A 15207-nucleotide genomic window follows, 5' to 3' on the forward strand; every position below is an offset into this window, starting at 1 on the left:
GCCGTGAGCGTACGCGACTGTTGCCAACGGGCGAACGCTCAGGCACGGTGACCTGAAGGACCGGCTTACATCCCATGCGTCCGGAGGCGCCGATGTCCCAAGTCTTCTCCCAGGAGACCCATCGCAATCTGCTCGCCCGCATCCCCCATTGCACCGGTCGTGAAGTCTCCGACTGGTTGCGCGCTGTCGAAGAAGGCCCGGCTCTCTTCAACTTCGAGGAGAAGGTCAGCTGGCTCCGGCACGAACACAACCTCGCGTACGGCCACGCGAAGGCGATCATTCACGAGTACGACCTGAGGAGGGCCGCGCGCAAACTGCTCTAGGCGCGCACCGGGACAACGCCGAAGGGCCCCGGGTCGCAGCCCGGGGCCCTTCGCGTACGACGGTGCGGTGGATCAGTCGCTGCTGTTGAGGATCGAGATGAGCCTCAGGAACTCCATGTAGATCCACACCAGCGTCAGGGTGAGGCCGAAGGCCGCCAGCCAGGCCTCCTCGCGCGGCGCGCCGTAGGCGATGCCGTCCTCGACCTGCTTGAAGTCCAGGGCGAGGAAGCAGGCGCCGAGCAGGATGCCGATGACACCGAAGAGGATGCCGAGCGGGCCGCTGCGGAAGCCGAGGCCGTCACCGCCGCCGAAGACCGCGAACAGCAGGTTGATCGCCATCAGGACGATGAAGCCGAGCGCGGCCGCCATCACGAAGCCGACGAAGCGGCGGTTGACGCGGATCCAGCCGGCCTTGTACGCCACCAGCACCGCGCCGAACACGGCGAGCGTGCCGAGCACGGCCTGCATGGCCGCGCCGCTGGCGATGCGGTTGTCGACGACGCTGGAGACCACGCCGAGGAACACGCCCTCGAGGGCGGCGTACGACAGGATCAGCGCCGGAGACGCCTTGCGCTTGAAGGACTGGACGAGTGCCAGGACCATGCCGATCAGACCGGCGCCGATCGCGATGCCGTAGGACCGGCTGATGTTGGCGTCGTCGACCGGCAGCAGCGCCCAGGCGAGCGCGGCCGTGACGATCAGGACGCCGAGCGTGGTGCCGGTGCGCATGAGGACGTCGTCCAACGTCATGCGGCCGGTGGTGGCCGGAGCCTGCGGCGGCGCGCCGTACTGCAGGTCCTGCTGGGCGTAAGGGTTCTGCGCGTACGGGTTGCCGGCCTGCGGCTGGGCGTAAGGGTTGCCCTGCGTGCCGACAGCGGCGCCCCCGGCCTGCGGCGCGGTGTTGAAGCCCGCGTAGCCGTTGTCGCGGCTGAACCCCCGTCGCGAGAAGACCGGGTTGCTGCTCCTCATTTCACTCCTCCATGGCCGCCGTGCGCGGCCTTGGCTCAAGAGTAATAGGTAGGCAAAGGATTGACCCTAGTGCTTGGGGAGGATCTTTCCCTTGTCGTGCTGGCCAACACGCTACGCGGCCGGGTGATTCCCAGCCACGAAGGGGCCCATTCATGACCAACCTGCGACATGGCCGGAACCAGTCGGAGATCACTCCCCCGGCCTCGGCCCGCCGTCACCCGAACGGAAACCCGGTGTACGCCTCGGCGAGATCCGTCTCGGCCGCCCTCGACGCCGCGATCCGCTCCAGCCGGGCCAGCTGGAGCCGGTCCTCGAACGGCGTGGCCTCGGGCGCCCGGTGCAGCAGGGTCGTCATGTCGTAGGAGAACCGCTCGGCCTGCCAGACACGGCGCAGGCAGGTCTCGGAGTAGGCGTCGAGGAGCTCGGCCGAGCCGGTGCGCCGCTCGTGCGTCAGCGCCCGCGCGAAGGTGACGACGTCACCGATGGCGAGATTCAGTCCCTTCGCCCCGGTGGGCGGCACGATGTGGGCCGCGTCACCGGCCAGGAAGAGACGGCCGTGCCGCATGGGTTCGTGGACGTAGGAGCGCATGGGCGTGACCGACTTCTGGGTGATCGGGCCGCGCTCCAGGCGCCAGTCGTCGGCGGTCTCGAAGCGGCGCTCCAGCTCCGCCCAGATCTCGCCGTCGGTCCACTCCTCGGGGTCCGTGCCCTCGGGCACCTGGAGGTAGAGGCGGGAGACGGACGGGGAGCGCATGGACAGCAGGGCGAAGCCCCGGTCGTGGCGGGCGTAGACCAGCTCGTCGTGGGAGGGGGCGACGTCGGCGAGGATGCCGAGCCAGCCGAAGGGGTACGTCCGCTCGAAGACCTGCACCAGTTCCTCGGGGATCGCCCTGCGTGCCACGCCCCAGAAGCCGTCGCAGCCGACGACGTAGTCGCATTCGAGGACGTCCTCGGCGCCGCCCTGCCGGAAGCGCACGCGCGGGCTGCCGGTGTCCGCGCCCTCAACGGCCAGCGCCTCCGCCTCGAACAGCAGCGGACCGCCCTCCTTGAGCTGGAGGGCGATGAGGTCCTTGCAGACCTCGGTCTGGGCGTAGACCATGACCGCCCGGCCGCCGGTGAGGGCGGGGAAGTCGACGCGGTGGCGTCTGCGGTCGTACCGCAGCTCGATCCCGTCGTGCGGCAGCCCCTCGCGGTCCATCCGCTCCCCGGCGCCGGCCGCGCGCAGCACGTCCACCGTGCCCTGTTCCAGGATCCCGGCGCGCTGGCGGTGCTCGACGTAGGCCCGGTCGTGGCTCTCCAGGACGACCGAGTCGATGCCGGCGTTGTGGAGCAGCCGCGCGAGGAGGAGGCCGGCGGGGCCCGCTCCGATGATGCCGACGGTGGTGCGCATCGGTCGCTTCCCTTCCCATAGCTTGCGTTCGCGTGGTGAAGTTTTATTCACCTTCCCCTGACGCGAGTCTCCGGCCGCGCCCGCCCGCTGTCAACGGTTGTGCGGGAACTCCTGAACCGGGGTCAACTCTTGAAGGAAGGGAGAAACGTCGGAAGTGCCCAGAGCCGGACTTGAACCGGCACGCCCGCGAAGGGGCAGCGAGGTTTAAGCTCGCCGTGTCTGCATTCCACCATCTGGGCAGGCCATGGGCTCCGCATCGAGGTCCCGAGCCTATCGGGATACATCCCCCGAACAGCGGACGGGCGGACCGATGTTGTCTTATTTTATTGACGTCTGAGGGTGCATCAGCCCACGGAACACGCCATCCGCACTTGCCAATAGCCTTCCGTGCGGCCGCCGGCGGCGCATACGGAATGACGGAATTTCACCGCCCGAACAAGGACGCTCCACCTGTTCCCGATGCGAACAGGTGTCAGGGGTCGCCGTCATCCTCAGGTATGACGCAGCCGCCTCCGGTCCATCCGCAGTCTGCCTTCGGAACCGGAACAGGGACGGACTACACGGCGCCGCACGGCCGGGACGATGGACACGTCCTTCGAACACACCGCCGTCCCCTCAGGAGCGTTCTTCTCGTGACCACCGCACCCATCGCCGACCGGGCCACGACCGTGGCCGCGCGGGCCACGGATCTGTCGAAGATCTACGGACAGGGCGAGACCCAGGTGGTCGCCCTGGACCGGGTCTCCGTCGACTTCCGGCAGGCCGAGTTCACCGCGATCATGGGCCCCTCCGGCTCCGGCAAGTCCACGCTGATGCACTGTGTGGCCGGCCTGGACACCTTCTCCTCCGGTTCCGTGCGCATCGGCGACACCGAGCTCGGCACGTTGAAGGACAAGCAGCTCACGAAGTTGCGCCGGGACAAGATCGGCTTCATCTTCCAGGCGTTCAACCTGCTGCCGACCCTGACCGCGCTGGAGAACATCACCCTCCCGATGGACATCGCGGGCCGCAAGCCCGACCAGCAGTGGGTGGACTCGGTGATCCGGATGATCGGTCTCTCCGACCGGCTCAAGCACCGCCCGGCCCAGCTCTCCGGCGGCCAGCAGCAGCGCGTCGCCGTGGCCCGCGCGCTCGCCTCCCGGCCCGAGATCATCTTCGGCGACGAGCCGACCGGAAACCTCGACTCGCGCTCCGGCGCCGAGGTGCTGGGCTTCCTTCGCAACTCTGTACGGGAGTTGGGTCAGACGGTCGTGATGGTGACCCACGACCCGGTGGCCGCGGCCTACGCGGACCGCGTGGTCTTCCTGGCCGACGGCCGGATCGTCGACGAGATGTACCGGCCGACCGCGGACAACGTGCTCGACTTCATGAAGCAGTTCGACGCGAAGGGCCGCACCAGCTGATGTTCCGCACCGCCCTGCGCAACGTTCTCGCGCACAAGGCCCGGCTGCTGATGACCGTGCTCGCCGTCATGCTCGGCGTCGCGTTCGTCTCCGGCACCCTGGTCTTCGCCGACACCCTCTCCAACGCCTTCCGCAACCAGTCCGCGAAGAGCTACGACGACGTCGCCGTCTCCGTCACCTCGCACGCCGACCCGGACAACCCCAAGGAAGAGCCCGGCCTCTCCCGGCAGACCCTCGACAAGATCACCGCCGTGGACGGCGTCGCCGGCGTGTACGGCCGCGTCGAGGGCTTCGCCGGGGTCGCCGACCCCGACGGCAAGCTCATCGGCGTCGGCTGGTCCAACAAGGGCTCCAACTTCGCCCCCGGCAAGGACGGCAAGGACAGCGCCTACACGTTCACCGACGGCTCCGGCCCGGTGAAGGACGATCAGATCGCCCTGGACAAGGAGTCCGCGACCAAGGGCGAGTACCAGGTCGGCGACCGGGTGCGCGTCGCGACCAACGGCCCGGTGAAGGAGTACACCCTCAGCGGGGTGTTCACCACCGAGGACGGCGCCGTGAACGCCGGCGGCAGCCTGGTCCTCTTCGACACCGCCGTCGCCCAGAAGCAGTACCTCAAGCCGGGCTACTTCGAGAGCGTCACCGTCACCGCCGCCCCCGGCGCCGACGACGCGAAGATCCTGGCCGCGGTCAAGCCGCTGCTGCCGGACACCGCCGACGCCCAGACCGGCAAGGCGCTCGCGGACGAGCAGGCCGAGCAGATCGAACAGGGCCTGGGCAACCTCAAGCAGGTCCTGCTCGGCTTCGCGGGCATCGCGCTGTTCGTCGGCATCTTCCTGATCTCCAACACCTTCACGATGCTGGTCGCCCAGCGCACGAAGGAGATCGCCCTGATGCGCGCCGTCGGGGCGTCGCGCAAGCAGATCACCCGCTCGGTGCTCGCCGAGGCCGCGGTGGTGGGCCTGGTCGCCTCGGTGATCGGCTTCGTCCTCGGCATCGGCCTCGCGGTCGGTCTGCGGTCCGGCATGGCCGCGTTCGAGATGAAGATCCCGGACGGCCCGCTGGTCCTGTCCGCCACGCCGGTGATCGCCGCGGTCGCGGTCGGTGTGCTGATCACGATGTTCGCCGCCTGGCTGCCCGGCCGCCGGGCCGCGAAGATCCCGCCGGTGGCGGCCATGAACAGCCTGCACGCGGTGGCCACCACCAAGTCGCTGGTGCTGCGCAACTCCATCGGTACGGCCGTCACCGGCCTCGGCGCGGCCGGCATCGTGCTGGGCGCCTCGACCGGCGGCGACGACGGCCGGATGTACATCGGGGCGGGCGCCTTCCTCGCGCTGATCGGCGTGATCATCCTGATCCCGCTGCTGTCCCGGCCCGTGATCGCGCTCGTCCGCCCGCTGCTCGTCGGCCCCTTCGGCGTGGCCGGCAAGCTGGCCGGCCAGAACGCGGTCCGCAACCCGCGCCGTACCGGCGCCACCGCCTCGGCGCTGGCGATCGGACTGACGCTGGTGACCGGCCTGTCGGTGCTCGGCATCACCGTCGGCACCGCCATCGACAAGATGACCACGGACAACATCAAGGCCGACTACATGGTCTCGATGGCCAACGGCGGCGACCTCGACCAGTCCGCGCTGACCGCGCTGGAGAAGGCCAAGGGCGTCTCCGCGGTCTCCCCGCAGCAGGACGCCTACCTCCAGGCCGGCGACGACTACGTGTCCGCCTCCGCGGTCACCCCGGGCGACATCCAGCGGGTGCTGAACGTCGACGTCGTCAGCGGCAACGTCGACTCACTGGCGAAGGGCCAGATCGCGGTCGCCGAGAAGACGGCGAAGAGCAAGGGCTGGAAGCCCGGCGACAGCGTCCCGTTCACCTTCGCGGACGAGAAGAAGGAGACGCTGACCGTCGGCGCCGTCTACAAGGACAGCGAGTTCCTCTCCCCCGTCCTCGTCGACCGGAAGGTCGTCGACGAGCACGAGGCGAAGCCCTACATCCGGCAGATCTTCGTGAAGGTCGACGGCGGCCAGTCCGCGGGGAACGAGAAGGTCCTCATCGACGCGCTGGGCGACAACCCCGCGATCACGGTCATGGACCGGCAGGACATCCGCAACGAGTTCGGCGGCGCCATCAACACCCTGCTGAACATCATGTACGGCCTGCTGGCGATGGCCCTGATCATCGCGGTGCTGGGCGTCGTCAACACCCTGGCGATGTCGGTCTTCGAGCGGCAGCAGGAGATCGGCATGCTGCGGGCGATCGGTCTCGACCGGCGCCGGGTGAAGCGGATGGTCCGGCTGGAGGCCGTCGTCATCTCGGTGTTCGGCGCGGTGGTCGGCATCGGCCTCGGCTCGTTCCTCGGCTGGGCGATCGGTGAGACCTTCGCGGACCAGATCCCGGGCTACCAGCTGGTCCTGCCCTGGGACCGGATCGGGATCTTCCTGGTGCTGGCCGGTCTGGTGGGCGTCCTGGCCGCGATGTGGCCGGCGCGCAACGCCGCGAAGCTGAACATGCTGAACGCGATCAAGGCCGAGTGACCACGCCTCGACGCACCGAAGGGCCGGGTTCCCCCACCACGGGGGCCCGGCCCTTCGGCTCGCGTCGGCTCAACGGCTGTGCGACTCACTCCACTCGCGGGCGCGCAGCGGCATCCCGGAGTCACCGGGTTCGGGGGTACGCACCGCCAGTACCTGATTGACGCCGATGCGGTTGCGCTCGAAGGCCAGCGCGGAGGCGGCCATGTACAGCCGCCACACGCGGGCCCGCCCGATGCTGGTGAGCGTGACCGCCCGCGCCCAGTCGGCCTCCAGATTGGCGACCCAGCGGCGCAGCGTCAGGGCGTAGTGCTCCCGGATCGACTCGACGTCGCGCACCTCGAAACCGGCGCGTTCGAGCTGGGCGACGGTGCTGCCGACGGGCTGGAGCTCACCGTCGGGGAACACGTAGGCGTCGATGAACTCGTCGACCTCGTAGGACGATTCGTCGCGTTGCGGCCGCCGGGCGATCTGGTGGTTCAGCAGCCGTCCGCCGGGCTTCAGCAGCCGGTGCAGCACATCGGCGTACTCCAGGTACCGGTCGGCGCCGACGTGCTCGGCCATGCCGATCGAGGAGATGGCGTCGTACGGTCCGTCGCCGACGTCCCGGTAGTCCTGGACGCGGATCTCCACCTTGTCGGTGAGCCCCTCGTCGGCGACGCGCTTGCGGGCGTAGGCGGCCTGCTCCTGGGAGAGGGTGATGCCGACGACGGTCACGCCGTACTCGCGGGCGGCGTGCACGGCCATCGAGCCCCAGCCGCAGCCGACGTCGAGCAACCGCAGGCCGGGCCGCAGTCCGAGCTTGCGGCAGATCAGGTCGAGCTTGTCGCTCTGGGCGGTCTCCAGGGTGCTGTCCGGGGCGGGCCAGTAGGCGCAGGAGTACACCATGGACGGGCCGAGGACGATCTCGTAGAAGTCGTTGCCGACGTCGTAGTGGTGGCTGATGGCACGCCGGTCGGTGCGCTTGGTGTGCAGGTGGCCCGGTCGGCGCACCTCCTCCGGCGGCGGCGCGGGCGGCAGCGGCAGCCCGCCCAGCTTGACGAGCCCGCGGACGGCGGCCCGCGCCTCGGGGTCCCGAAGCACCTGAGCCAGGCTCCGGGCGTCCTCGCCCCGCTCCCACACGAGTCCCGCGAGCCGATCGAGGGCGGAGTAGAGATCCCCCTCGATGTCCAGGTCCCCGGCGACCCAGGCCCGGGCCAGGCCCAGCTCACCGGGCTTGAACAACAGCCGCCGCACAGCACGGCGGTTGCGTACGACGAGGGTCGGCGCGCCCGGCGGACCCGCCTGCGAACCGTCCCAGGCGCGGATGCGCACCGGGAGCGGAACCCCCAGCAACTGTTCGAGAAACCCCTCAAGCCGCACCGCGGCGTCTGCCATGGCACACACCTCCGTGATAACGGATCCCGGAAATATCCGACACCACGTAAACACCTGCGGGCCCCGTTGGCAGTCCCCCACGCGCGTTACGGCTGGGCAAAACAGGTGCAGGAGCCACCCGGTCGGCCCGCGCGGCGGCCGTGTCCGGGAACGCCGAAGGACCTCCCGCACCACGGATGGCGGGAGGTCCTTCGGTCGGTTCAGCTACCTCGGGAGGTCAGCCGGAAGGGGTCAGGAGGCCTTGGCCTTCTCGCCCTTGTCGGCAGCGCTCGCGGCGGGAACCGGCGCCGGCTTGGCGGCCTCGTAGAACTCCTCGCGGGGAGTCTCCAGGGCGCCGAGGGCGACGACCTCGCGCTTGAGGAACATGCCGAGGGTCCAGTCGGCGAAGACGCGGATCTTGCGGTTGAAGGTCGGCATCGCCATGCCGTGGTAGCCACGGTGCATGTACCAGGCGAGACGGCCCTTGAGCTTGATCTTCATCTTGCCCATGACGATCATCGCCACGCCCTTGTGGAGGCCGAGGCCGGCCACCGCGCCCTTGTTGGCGTGCGAGTAGTCCTTCTGCGGGAAGCCCCGCATACCGGAGATCACGTTGTCGCCGAGGACCTTGGCCTGACGCAGCGCGTGCTGGGCGTTCGGCGGGCACCAGGCGTTGGGGTTGCCGGCCTTGCGGCCGACGAGGTCCGGGACCTGGGCGTTGTCGCCGGCGGCCCAGATGTAGTCGGTGCCCGCGACCTGGAGGGTCGGCTCGCAGTCGACGTGACCGCGCGGGCCGAGGGGCAGACCGAAGCGGGAGAGCGCCGGGTTCGGCTTGACGCCGGCCGTCCACACGATCGTGTTGGAGTCGACCTCGAGGCCGTTCTTCAGCACGACGTGGCCGTCGACGCAGGAGTCCATGGAGGTCGAGAGGTAGACCTCGACGCCACGGGCCTCCAGGTGCTCCTTGCCGTACTGGCCGAGCTTGGGGCCGACCTCGGGAAGGATCTTGTCGGCGGCGTCGACGAGGACGAACCGCATGTCCTCGCGGGAGACGCTGGTGTAGTACTTGGCCGCGTCGCGGGCCATGTCCTCGACCTCACCGATGGTCTCGGCACCGGCGAAGCCGCCGCCGATGAAGACGAAGGTGAGCGCCTTGCGGCGGATCTCCTCGTCGGTGGTGGAGTCGGCCTTGTCCAGCTGCTCGAGGACGTGGTTGCGCAGGCCGATGGCCTCCTCGATGCCCTTCATGCCGATGCCCTGCTCGGCGAGGCCGGGGATCGGGAAGGTGCGGGAGACCGCGCCCATCGCGATGACCAGGTAGTCGAAGGGCAGCTCGTACGCCTCGCCGACCAGCGGGGCGATCGTCGCGACCTTGCGGTCCTGATCGATGGTGGTGACCCGGCCGGTGAGGACCTCCGCCTTGGGCAGCACGCGTCGCAGCGGGACGACGACGTGGCGCGGGGAGATGCTGCCGGCGGCGGTTTCGGGGAGGAAGGGCTGGTAGGTCATGTACGACCGGGGGTCGACGACCGTGACGGTCGCCTCTCCGTAGCGCATCTTCTTGAGAATGCGCCGAGCTGCGTACAGGCCTACGTACCCACCGCCTACTACGAGGATCCTGGGACGCTCCGTGGTGCTCATGCCATCGAGTATCCACCCGCCTCAGGGGGGTCGCTCGTGCGCCCCTTCACAAGCTCTTCCATACCCTGTGCTACCATCCCCGGCCCGCGTGACACAGGTCATGGTCACGTCCTGGAACCGGTGGGCGGTACGACCCGTTGTCAATGCCGCGTGAGCTGCCTCTCTGCCGTGACAGACCCTCTGTGAGCGGCACTGGAGAGCCCCCCGCCGAAGGCCCCGGAAGCTCCCTTACACGAGCCATCTGAACATGTTCAAGGGCCTGTTCACCCCTCGGAAGGGTCAACCGGCACCTATCCGTGCTCCGACAGGGCCGATTTCCTTGTGAAGAACTTCACGAACATTCTTGAGCGGGTCGCTCCGAGGGGGCGCCGAGGGGCCCGGAAGGCCCCGCGAAAGCGCTCACACGCTAGCCCGACCGCTCACTCGATGGCTACCGGCTGGTAGGAAAACGAGACAGGAACCACCCCGCACCAGCGATCTGAGTCACCGTCACCCAGTCAGCCACTCTCCGCGCGAAAATGATCAGACGGGCACATAGCGTGCAGCCATGATCACTTCACGGAAGGCCCCCAAGCGGGCCGGCAAGCGAATAGTCTCGGTCGGCGTTGCCCTCGGCATCGCCCTGGCGACGGGCGCGTTCACGGCGGCGTCCGCCTCGGCCATGACACCCGTTCACCTCTCCAAGGCCACGGTCTCCCAGGCGAGTCCGAGCTACGGCGGCGATGACGACGGGTGCAGCGGCCTCATCGTTCTCCTCTGCAACTGACGGCCGGCCCGCTCGGGCTCGCACAACGGCCCCGGTGCCCTCCCGAGGGAGGGCACCGGGGCCGTTCGGTGTCGCGACGCGGATCAACGGTCGTCGCGGGCAGCGTCTTCCGCGACCTTGAAGGCGATGCCGTCGAGGATGTCGTGCTCGCTGACGACGACCTCCTCGGCGCCGGTCCGCTCCATGATCGCCAGCAGCACCAGCGCCCCGGCGGCGATCACGTCGACCCGGCCCGGGTGCATGGAGGGCACGGCCGCGCGCTCGGCGTGGGTGGAGTGCACCAGCCAGTCGGTGATCTCGCGGACCCGGTCGAGGGTGACCCGGGAGTGGTGGATGCGCACGGAGTCGTACTCGGGCAGGTCCTGCGCGATCGCCGACACCGTGGTGACCGAACCGGCCAGCCCCACCAGCGTCTTCGCCTCGCGCAGCGGCACCGTCTCCTCGGCGAGGTCGAGGGCCGCCTCGATGTCGGCCCGTATCGCCGCGATCTGCTCGGCGGAGGGCGGGTCCGAGACCGCGCCGTCGCGCACGAGGTGGCGCTCGGTCATCCGCACACAGCCGACGTCCACGGAGCGCGCCGCGCGGACGTGCTCCTCGCCGACGACGAACTCGGTCGAGCCGCCGCCGATGTCCACGACGAGGTAGGGCCGGTGCAGATCCGCACGCCCCGTCAGCTCCTTGGTCGCGCCCGTGAAGGAGAACTCCGCCTCCTGGTCCCCGGTGACGACCTCGGGCTCGACGCCCAGGATGTCCACGACACCGCGCACGAACTCGTCGCGGTTCTCGGCGTCCCGCGAGGCGGACGTGGCGACGAAGCGCAGCCGCTCGGCGCCGTGCTCCTTGATGATGGCCGCGTAGTCACGGCACGCGGCGAAGGTACGCTCCAGCGCCTCCGGCGCCAGCCGCCCCGTGCGGTCGACCCCCTGGCCGAGGCGCACGATGGTCATCCGACGGTCCAGGTCGACGAGTTCACCGGTGTCCGGGTCGACATCGGCGACGAGAAGCCGGATGGAGTTCGTACCGCAGTCGATGGCGGCGACGCGGGTCATAGGGGACCTTTCAGAGGTACGGAGGCTCTTTCGGCCTGTCCGGCGTTTGAGGACGAGGCCGTTCAGGCCGATGCGGGGATCCGGGGGCGCGGCCCCCGGGACGGGACGGGCAGGGGCGGCGGGGGCGGGGCGGGATCACTCCGCCGCGACCACGCACGGCCCCTTCATCCACCACTCCGGCAGCATCGCGATCGCCTCGTCCCCCAGCGGATTCACCCCCGGCCCGGCCGCCAACGAGTGCGCGACCAGGACGTGCAGACACTTCACCCGGTCCGGCATCCCGCCCGCGCTCGGAAACCCGGTCAGCTCCTCGATCTCGTCCCGCCGCCGGATGTAGTCCTCATGCGCGGAGCGATACGCCGCGGCCAGCTCCGGATCACTCTCCAGCCGCGCCGACATCTCCTTCATCACGCCGTTCGCCTCCAGCGTGCCGATCGCCGAGGAGGCCCTCGGGCACGTCAGGTAGTACAGCGTCGGGAAGGGCGTGCCGTCGGGCAGGCGAGGGGCCGTCTCGACCACGTCCGGCTGCCCGCAGGGGCACCGGTGCGCGATCGCGCGCAGCCCGCGCGGCGGACGGCCGAGCTGCTGCTTGAAGGCCTCGACATCCGCGTCGGTGGGCTCGGTGCGCGGGGTGGGCGGCGGGGGCGTTTCCATGCCTGTCTTTCTATCGGTTCGGTTCTCACTGGGCGGCGTCGGCCTTGTCGACCCCGTCCCAGATGTTCGCGTACCAGGGGCGGTCGGCCGCGCTCCGGTCGGTCCGCGACTTCTTCGCCGCGTCCGGGTCGACCACGATGTAGCCGGTCTCCCCCGGCATCACATAGTGCAGCCGCTGCCGGATCTGCTGCTCGGCGTACGCGTCGTCCTGCCAGCGTGCCTTGATGTCACGCAGGTCCTCGACGCGCTGGGCGGCCTCCTCCTTCTCCCGCTGGAGGTCGGCGATCTCGGCGCGCTGGGAGACGTACTGCCTTATGGGGTAGGCCAGCGCCACGACGAGGGAGCAGACCACCAGGGCGAGCAGCGCGGCGCGTCCGGTGAGCCGGGAGCGCCGGGCCTGCCGCTTGGTCTGGGAGCGGTAGACGCGGGCCGCCGTCTGCTCGCCGAGCAACCGGATCCTGGTCGCGGTGGAGAAACGGTCCCGGTCCTTGACGGCCATCGGCTCTCGCCTCCCCTTTCACGTGCATACGTCCCCGCACACGGTACGGGACCGAGTACGGGGACGTACGTACGACTGGCTAAGCCTTACCCAGGTGGGGTCAGGTGAGGTCAGCCCTTGAAGCGCGGGAAGGCGCTGCGGCCGGCGTACACCGCGGCGTCGTCGAGGATCTCCTCGATGCGCAGCAGCTGGTTGTACTTGGCGACGCGCTCGGAGCGGGCCGGGGCGCCGGTCTTGATCTGGCCGCAGTTGGTGGCGACGGCCAGGTCGGCGATGGTGACGTCCTCGGTCTCGCCGGAGCGGTGGGACATCATGCACTTGAAGCCGCTGCGCTGGGCGAGCTCGACGGCGTCGAGGGTCTCGGTGAGCGAGCCGATCTGGTTGACCTTGACGAGGAGCGCGTTGGCGGCGCCGTCGTCGATGCCGCGGGCCAGGCGCTCGGGGTTGGTGACGAAGAGGTCGTCGCCGACGATCTGGACCTTGTCGCCCAGCTTGTCGGTGAGGACCTTCCAGCCGGCCCAGTCGTCCTCGAACAGCGGGTCCTCGATGGAGACGAGCGGGTAGGCCGCCACGAGCTCCTCGTAGTACTCCGTCATCTCGGCGGCGGAGCGCTCCTTGCCCTCGAAGAGGTACTTGCCGTCCTTGTAGAACTCGGAGGCGGCGACGTCGAGCGCGAGGGCGATCTGCTCGCCGGGCGCGTAGCCGGCTTCCTTGATCGCTTCGAGGATGAGGTCGAGGGCCTCACGGTTGGAGCCGAGGTTCGGGGCGAAGCCGCCCTCGTCGCCGAGGCCGGTGGACAGGCCGCGGCCCTTCAGCACCTTCTTGAGGGTGTGGTAGACCTCGGTGCCCCAGCGCAGCGCCTCGGAGAAGGACTCCGCGCCGATCGGGGCGATCATGAACTCCTGGATGTCGACGTTGGAGTCCGCGTGGGATCCGCCGTTGAGGATGTTCATCATCGGGACGGGCAGCAGGTGCGCGTTCGGGCCACCGAGGTAGCGGAACAGCGGCAGGTCCGACGCCTCGGAGGCGGCGTGCGCGACGGCGAGGGAGACGCCGAGGATGGCGTTGGCGCCGAGGGAGCCCTTGTTGTCGGTGGCGTCCAGGTCGAACATGGCCTGGTCGATCAGGCGCTGCTCGGTGGCGTCGTAGCCGACGAGCTCCGGGCCGATCTGCTCGATGACGGCGAGGACGGCCTTCTCGACACCCTTGCCCTGGTAGCGGTTCGGGTCACCGTCGCGGAGCTCGATGGCCTCGAAGGCGCCCGTGGAGGCGCCGGACGGGACGGCGGCACGACCCGTGCTGCCGTCGTCGAGGCCGACCTCGACCTCGACCGTGGGATTGCCTCGGGAGTCCAGGATTTCCCGGGCTACGACGACGTCGATGGACGGCACGAGCATCTCCTTCTTGGGATGTGACGCGGGTACGCGGTCCGCGGTGGGACTGCGAGACGAGCCTAACCGGCTCCGGGCGTCAGACCAGCGGTCGACCGCCCCGTGGACAGAACCGAGAGTAAATTGTTTCCGAACGGAACAAAAACGTCCGCACACAACCGCACACAAGAAAGAGCCCCGCCCCGGTGCGTACGGGGGAAAACGCACCGAGGCGGGGTGTTCGTGGGGACGGGGGTGGTCCGCACGACGCCCTCACTATGAGGTCCACGGATGTGAGGGCGCTGTGGTTCAGCTGTCGGCCGCGTGTTCGCCGTGGCCGCGCCCTCTTACTTGAGGTGCAGCTGCTGACCCGGGTAGATCAGGTTGGCGTCCTCGACGATGTCCTTGTTCAGCTTGAAGAGCTTCTCCCAGCCGCCCTTGACGTCGTGCTCGGCCGCGATCGAGCTGAGGGTGTCACCCTTGGCGACCTTGTACTCGCCGTCGCCCTTCTTGACCTTCTTGCCGGTCGGGGTGGTGACGGTCTTGGTGCTCTTCTTGGCGGCCGGGCGGTCGGCGGAGCGGGAGGCCGACTGCTGCTCGGAGGAGCGGGTGGTGGACTCGGTGCTCTGCGAGGAGCCGGCGGAGGAGCCGTTGTACGCGGCGCTCGACAGGCCGGTGCCGCAGTTCGGCCAGGCACCCTTGCCCTGGCCCGCGAGGACCTTCTCGCCTATCTCGATCTGCTGGGCCTTGGTGGCCTGGTCGGCGGTGGAGGCGTACGCCGTGCCGCCGTACGCGGCCCAGGTGGAGGCGGAGAACTGCAGACCGCCGTAGTAGCCGTTGCCGGTGTTGATCGACCAGTTGCCGCCGGCCTCGCACTGGGCGACAGCGTCCCACTCGGAGGCGGTGGCGGCCGAGGCGTTGCCGGCGGCCATCAGCGGGGCGGCGACGGCGGCGGCACCGGTGACGCCGACGACGGCGATGGCACGGGCGGCCTTGGACGGACGACGGTGCTTGCCCTTGCTGGAAAACAGCATGGTTGGATCCCCTCACCGACGCCTACGAGGTGAGCTGTCGGGTTCGGGCCGGTTGAGTTGCCCGGCCGCGCACGTTCGCCTCTCGGCTCCCGCTGCGCGGCTTCACCCCGAGCCGGCTCCGGCGGTGCGGCCTCGAAAGGCCTCAACTGCCGGACCCGGCGCAAACCTTGGGTCCCCCGCTCCTGCCTACGGCGCTTGACGCGACGACTGTTCCCGTACGGCCGC

At 69.5% G+C, this 15207-nt stretch carries 13 protein-coding genes, 1 tRNA gene and 1 riboswitch; of the genes, 4 read left to right on the forward strand and 10 right to left on the reverse strand.

Features of this window, described 5'->3' with window-relative positions:
• The first annotated feature begins 92 nt into the window (after positions 1–92).
• Positions 93–323, forward strand: coding sequence for a DUF4287 domain-containing protein (locus ACGFW6_RS24925; RefSeq protein WP_380858968.1), 231 nt, complete (start codon positions 93–95; stop codon positions 321–323).
• Between the two features lie 72 nt (positions 324–395).
• Here the strand turns inward: ACGFW6_RS24925 and ACGFW6_RS24930 are convergent, their stop codons facing one another.
• From ACGFW6_RS24930 to ACGFW6_RS24940, 3 genes are all read right to left on the reverse strand, one after another.
• On the reverse strand, positions 396–1292 hold the full coding sequence (locus ACGFW6_RS24930; RefSeq protein WP_393513854.1) for a Bax inhibitor-1/YccA family protein: 897 nt from the start codon (positions 1290–1292) through the stop codon (positions 396–398).
• 214 nt (positions 1293–1506) lie between these two features.
• Entirely contained in the window at positions 1507–2682 is a 1176-nt protein-coding gene (locus ACGFW6_RS24935; protein WP_393513857.1) for a 4-hydroxybenzoate 3-monooxygenase, read from the reverse strand.
• 155 nt (positions 2683–2837) lie between these two features.
• Positions 2838–2921, reverse strand: a tRNA-Leu gene (locus tag ACGFW6_RS24940).
• A 393-nt stretch (positions 2922–3314) separates the two neighbouring features.
• On the opposite strand from ACGFW6_RS24940, the gene ACGFW6_RS24945 reads away from it, so the two are divergent.
• Complete coding sequence (locus tag ACGFW6_RS24945; protein WP_030950468.1) at positions 3315–4085, forward strand: ABC transporter ATP-binding protein; 771 nt, start codon at positions 3315–3317, stop codon at positions 4083–4085.
• Positions 4085–6616 carry an ABC transporter permease gene (locus ACGFW6_RS24950; RefSeq protein ID WP_393513861.1) on the forward strand — a complete coding sequence of 844 codons (2532 nt, stop codon included), beginning with the start codon at positions 4085–4087 and terminating at the stop codon, positions 6614–6616. Before ACGFW6_RS24945 ends, ACGFW6_RS24950 begins: the two co-directional genes overlap by 1 nt.
• A gap of 69 nt (positions 6617–6685) precedes the next feature.
• Here ACGFW6_RS24950 and ACGFW6_RS24955 read toward each other — a convergent pair whose 3' ends face one another.
• Positions 6686–7990, reverse strand: a complete 1305-nt coding sequence (locus tag ACGFW6_RS24955; RefSeq protein ID WP_393513864.1) for a class I SAM-dependent methyltransferase — start codon at positions 7988–7990, stop codon at positions 6686–6688.
• A gap of 231 nt (positions 7991–8221) precedes the next feature.
• Positions 8222–9610 (reverse strand): NAD(P)/FAD-dependent oxidoreductase, encoded by a 1389-nt coding sequence (locus ACGFW6_RS24960; RefSeq protein ID WP_126902011.1) that lies wholly within the window; start codon positions 9608–9610, stop codon positions 8222–8224.
• Between the two features lie 547 nt (positions 9611–10157).
• Between ACGFW6_RS24960 and ACGFW6_RS24965 the strand changes: the two genes are divergently transcribed.
• Positions 10158–10376, forward strand: a complete 219-nt coding sequence (locus ACGFW6_RS24965; protein WP_393513867.1) for a hypothetical protein — start codon at positions 10158–10160, stop codon at positions 10374–10376.
• Positions 10377–10459: 83 nt separating this feature from the next.
• On the opposite strand, the gene ACGFW6_RS24970 is transcribed toward ACGFW6_RS24965, so the two are convergent.
• The 5 genes from ACGFW6_RS24970 to ACGFW6_RS24990 all read right to left on the reverse strand — a co-directional run bounded on the left by ACGFW6_RS24970 (position 10460) and on the right by ACGFW6_RS24990 (position 14982).
• Positions 10460–11425, reverse strand: coding sequence for an exopolyphosphatase (locus tag ACGFW6_RS24970; RefSeq protein WP_393513870.1), 966 nt, complete (start codon positions 11423–11425; stop codon positions 10460–10462).
• Positions 11426–11560: 135 nt separating this feature from the next.
• Complete coding sequence (locus ACGFW6_RS24975; protein WP_393513873.1) at positions 11561–12079, reverse strand: DUF501 domain-containing protein; 519 nt, start codon at positions 12077–12079, stop codon at positions 11561–11563.
• A gap of 25 nt (positions 12080–12104) precedes the next feature.
• The gene (locus ACGFW6_RS24980; protein ID WP_393513876.1) at positions 12105–12578 is read right to left on the reverse strand and encodes a septum formation initiator family protein; all 474 of its coding nucleotides are present in this window, start codon (positions 12576–12578) and stop codon (positions 12105–12107) included.
• A 110-nt stretch (positions 12579–12688) separates the two neighbouring features.
• Positions 12689–13975, reverse strand: coding sequence for a phosphopyruvate hydratase (eno, locus tag ACGFW6_RS24985; RefSeq protein WP_147999705.1), 1287 nt, complete (start codon positions 13973–13975; stop codon positions 12689–12691).
• A 320-nt stretch (positions 13976–14295) separates the two neighbouring features.
• A complete protein-coding gene (locus ACGFW6_RS24990; protein ID WP_393513879.1) occupies positions 14296–14982 on the reverse strand; it encodes a transglycosylase family protein in 687 nt (228 codons plus the stop codon).
• Positions 14983–14986: 4 nt separating this feature from the next.
• Positions 14987–15186: riboswitch (cyclic di-AMP (ydaO/yuaA leader) on the reverse strand.
• Positions 15187–15207 lie beyond the last annotated feature (21 nt).

Origin of the sequence: Streptomyces sp. Y7 (assembly GCF_043195415.1) — a bacterium.
Taxonomy (GTDB): Bacteria; Actinomycetota; Actinomycetes; order Streptomycetales; family Streptomycetaceae; genus Streptomyces.

Excerpts from the sequence above, each read along its gene's own strand:
- ACGFW6_RS24935 (WP_393513857.1), bottom strand. The coding sequence starts at position 2,682 with ATGCGCACCACCGTCGGCATCATCGGAGCGGGCCCCGCCGGCCTCCTC.
- eno (WP_147999705.1), bottom strand. The coding sequence starts at position 13,975 with ATGCTCGTGCCGTCCATCGACGTCGTCGTAGCCCGGGAAATCCTGGAC.
- ACGFW6_RS24955 (WP_393513864.1), bottom strand. The coding sequence starts at position 7,990 with ATGGCAGACGCCGCGGTGCGGCTTGAGGGGTTTCTCGAACAGTTGCTG.
- ACGFW6_RS24970 (WP_393513870.1), bottom strand. The coding sequence starts at position 11,425 with ATGACCCGCGTCGCCGCCATCGACTGCGGTACGAACTCCATCCGGCTT.
- ACGFW6_RS24990 (WP_393513879.1), bottom strand. The coding sequence starts at position 14,982 with ATGCTGTTTTCCAGCAAGGGCAAGCACCGTCGTCCGTCCAAGGCCGCC.
- ACGFW6_RS24965 (WP_393513867.1), top strand. The coding sequence starts at position 10,158 with ATGATCACTTCACGGAAGGCCCCCAAGCGGGCCGGCAAGCGAATAGTC.
- ACGFW6_RS24980 (WP_393513876.1), bottom strand. The coding sequence starts at position 12,578 with ATGGCCGTCAAGGACCGGGACCGTTTCTCCACCGCGACCAGGATCCGG.
- ACGFW6_RS24960 (WP_126902011.1), bottom strand. The coding sequence starts at position 9,610 with ATGAGCACCACGGAGCGTCCCAGGATCCTCGTAGTAGGCGGTGGGTAC.
- ACGFW6_RS24925 (WP_380858968.1), top strand. The coding sequence starts at position 93 with ATGTCCCAAGTCTTCTCCCAGGAGACCCATCGCAATCTGCTCGCCCGC.
- ACGFW6_RS24930 (WP_393513854.1), bottom strand. The coding sequence starts at position 1,292 with ATGAGGAGCAGCAACCCGGTCTTCTCGCGACGGGGGTTCAGCCGCGAC.
- ACGFW6_RS24950 (WP_393513861.1), top strand. The coding sequence starts at position 4,085 with ATGTTCCGCACCGCCCTGCGCAACGTTCTCGCGCACAAGGCCCGGCTG.
- ACGFW6_RS24975 (WP_393513873.1), bottom strand. The coding sequence starts at position 12,079 with ATGGAAACGCCCCCGCCGCCCACCCCGCGCACCGAGCCCACCGACGCG.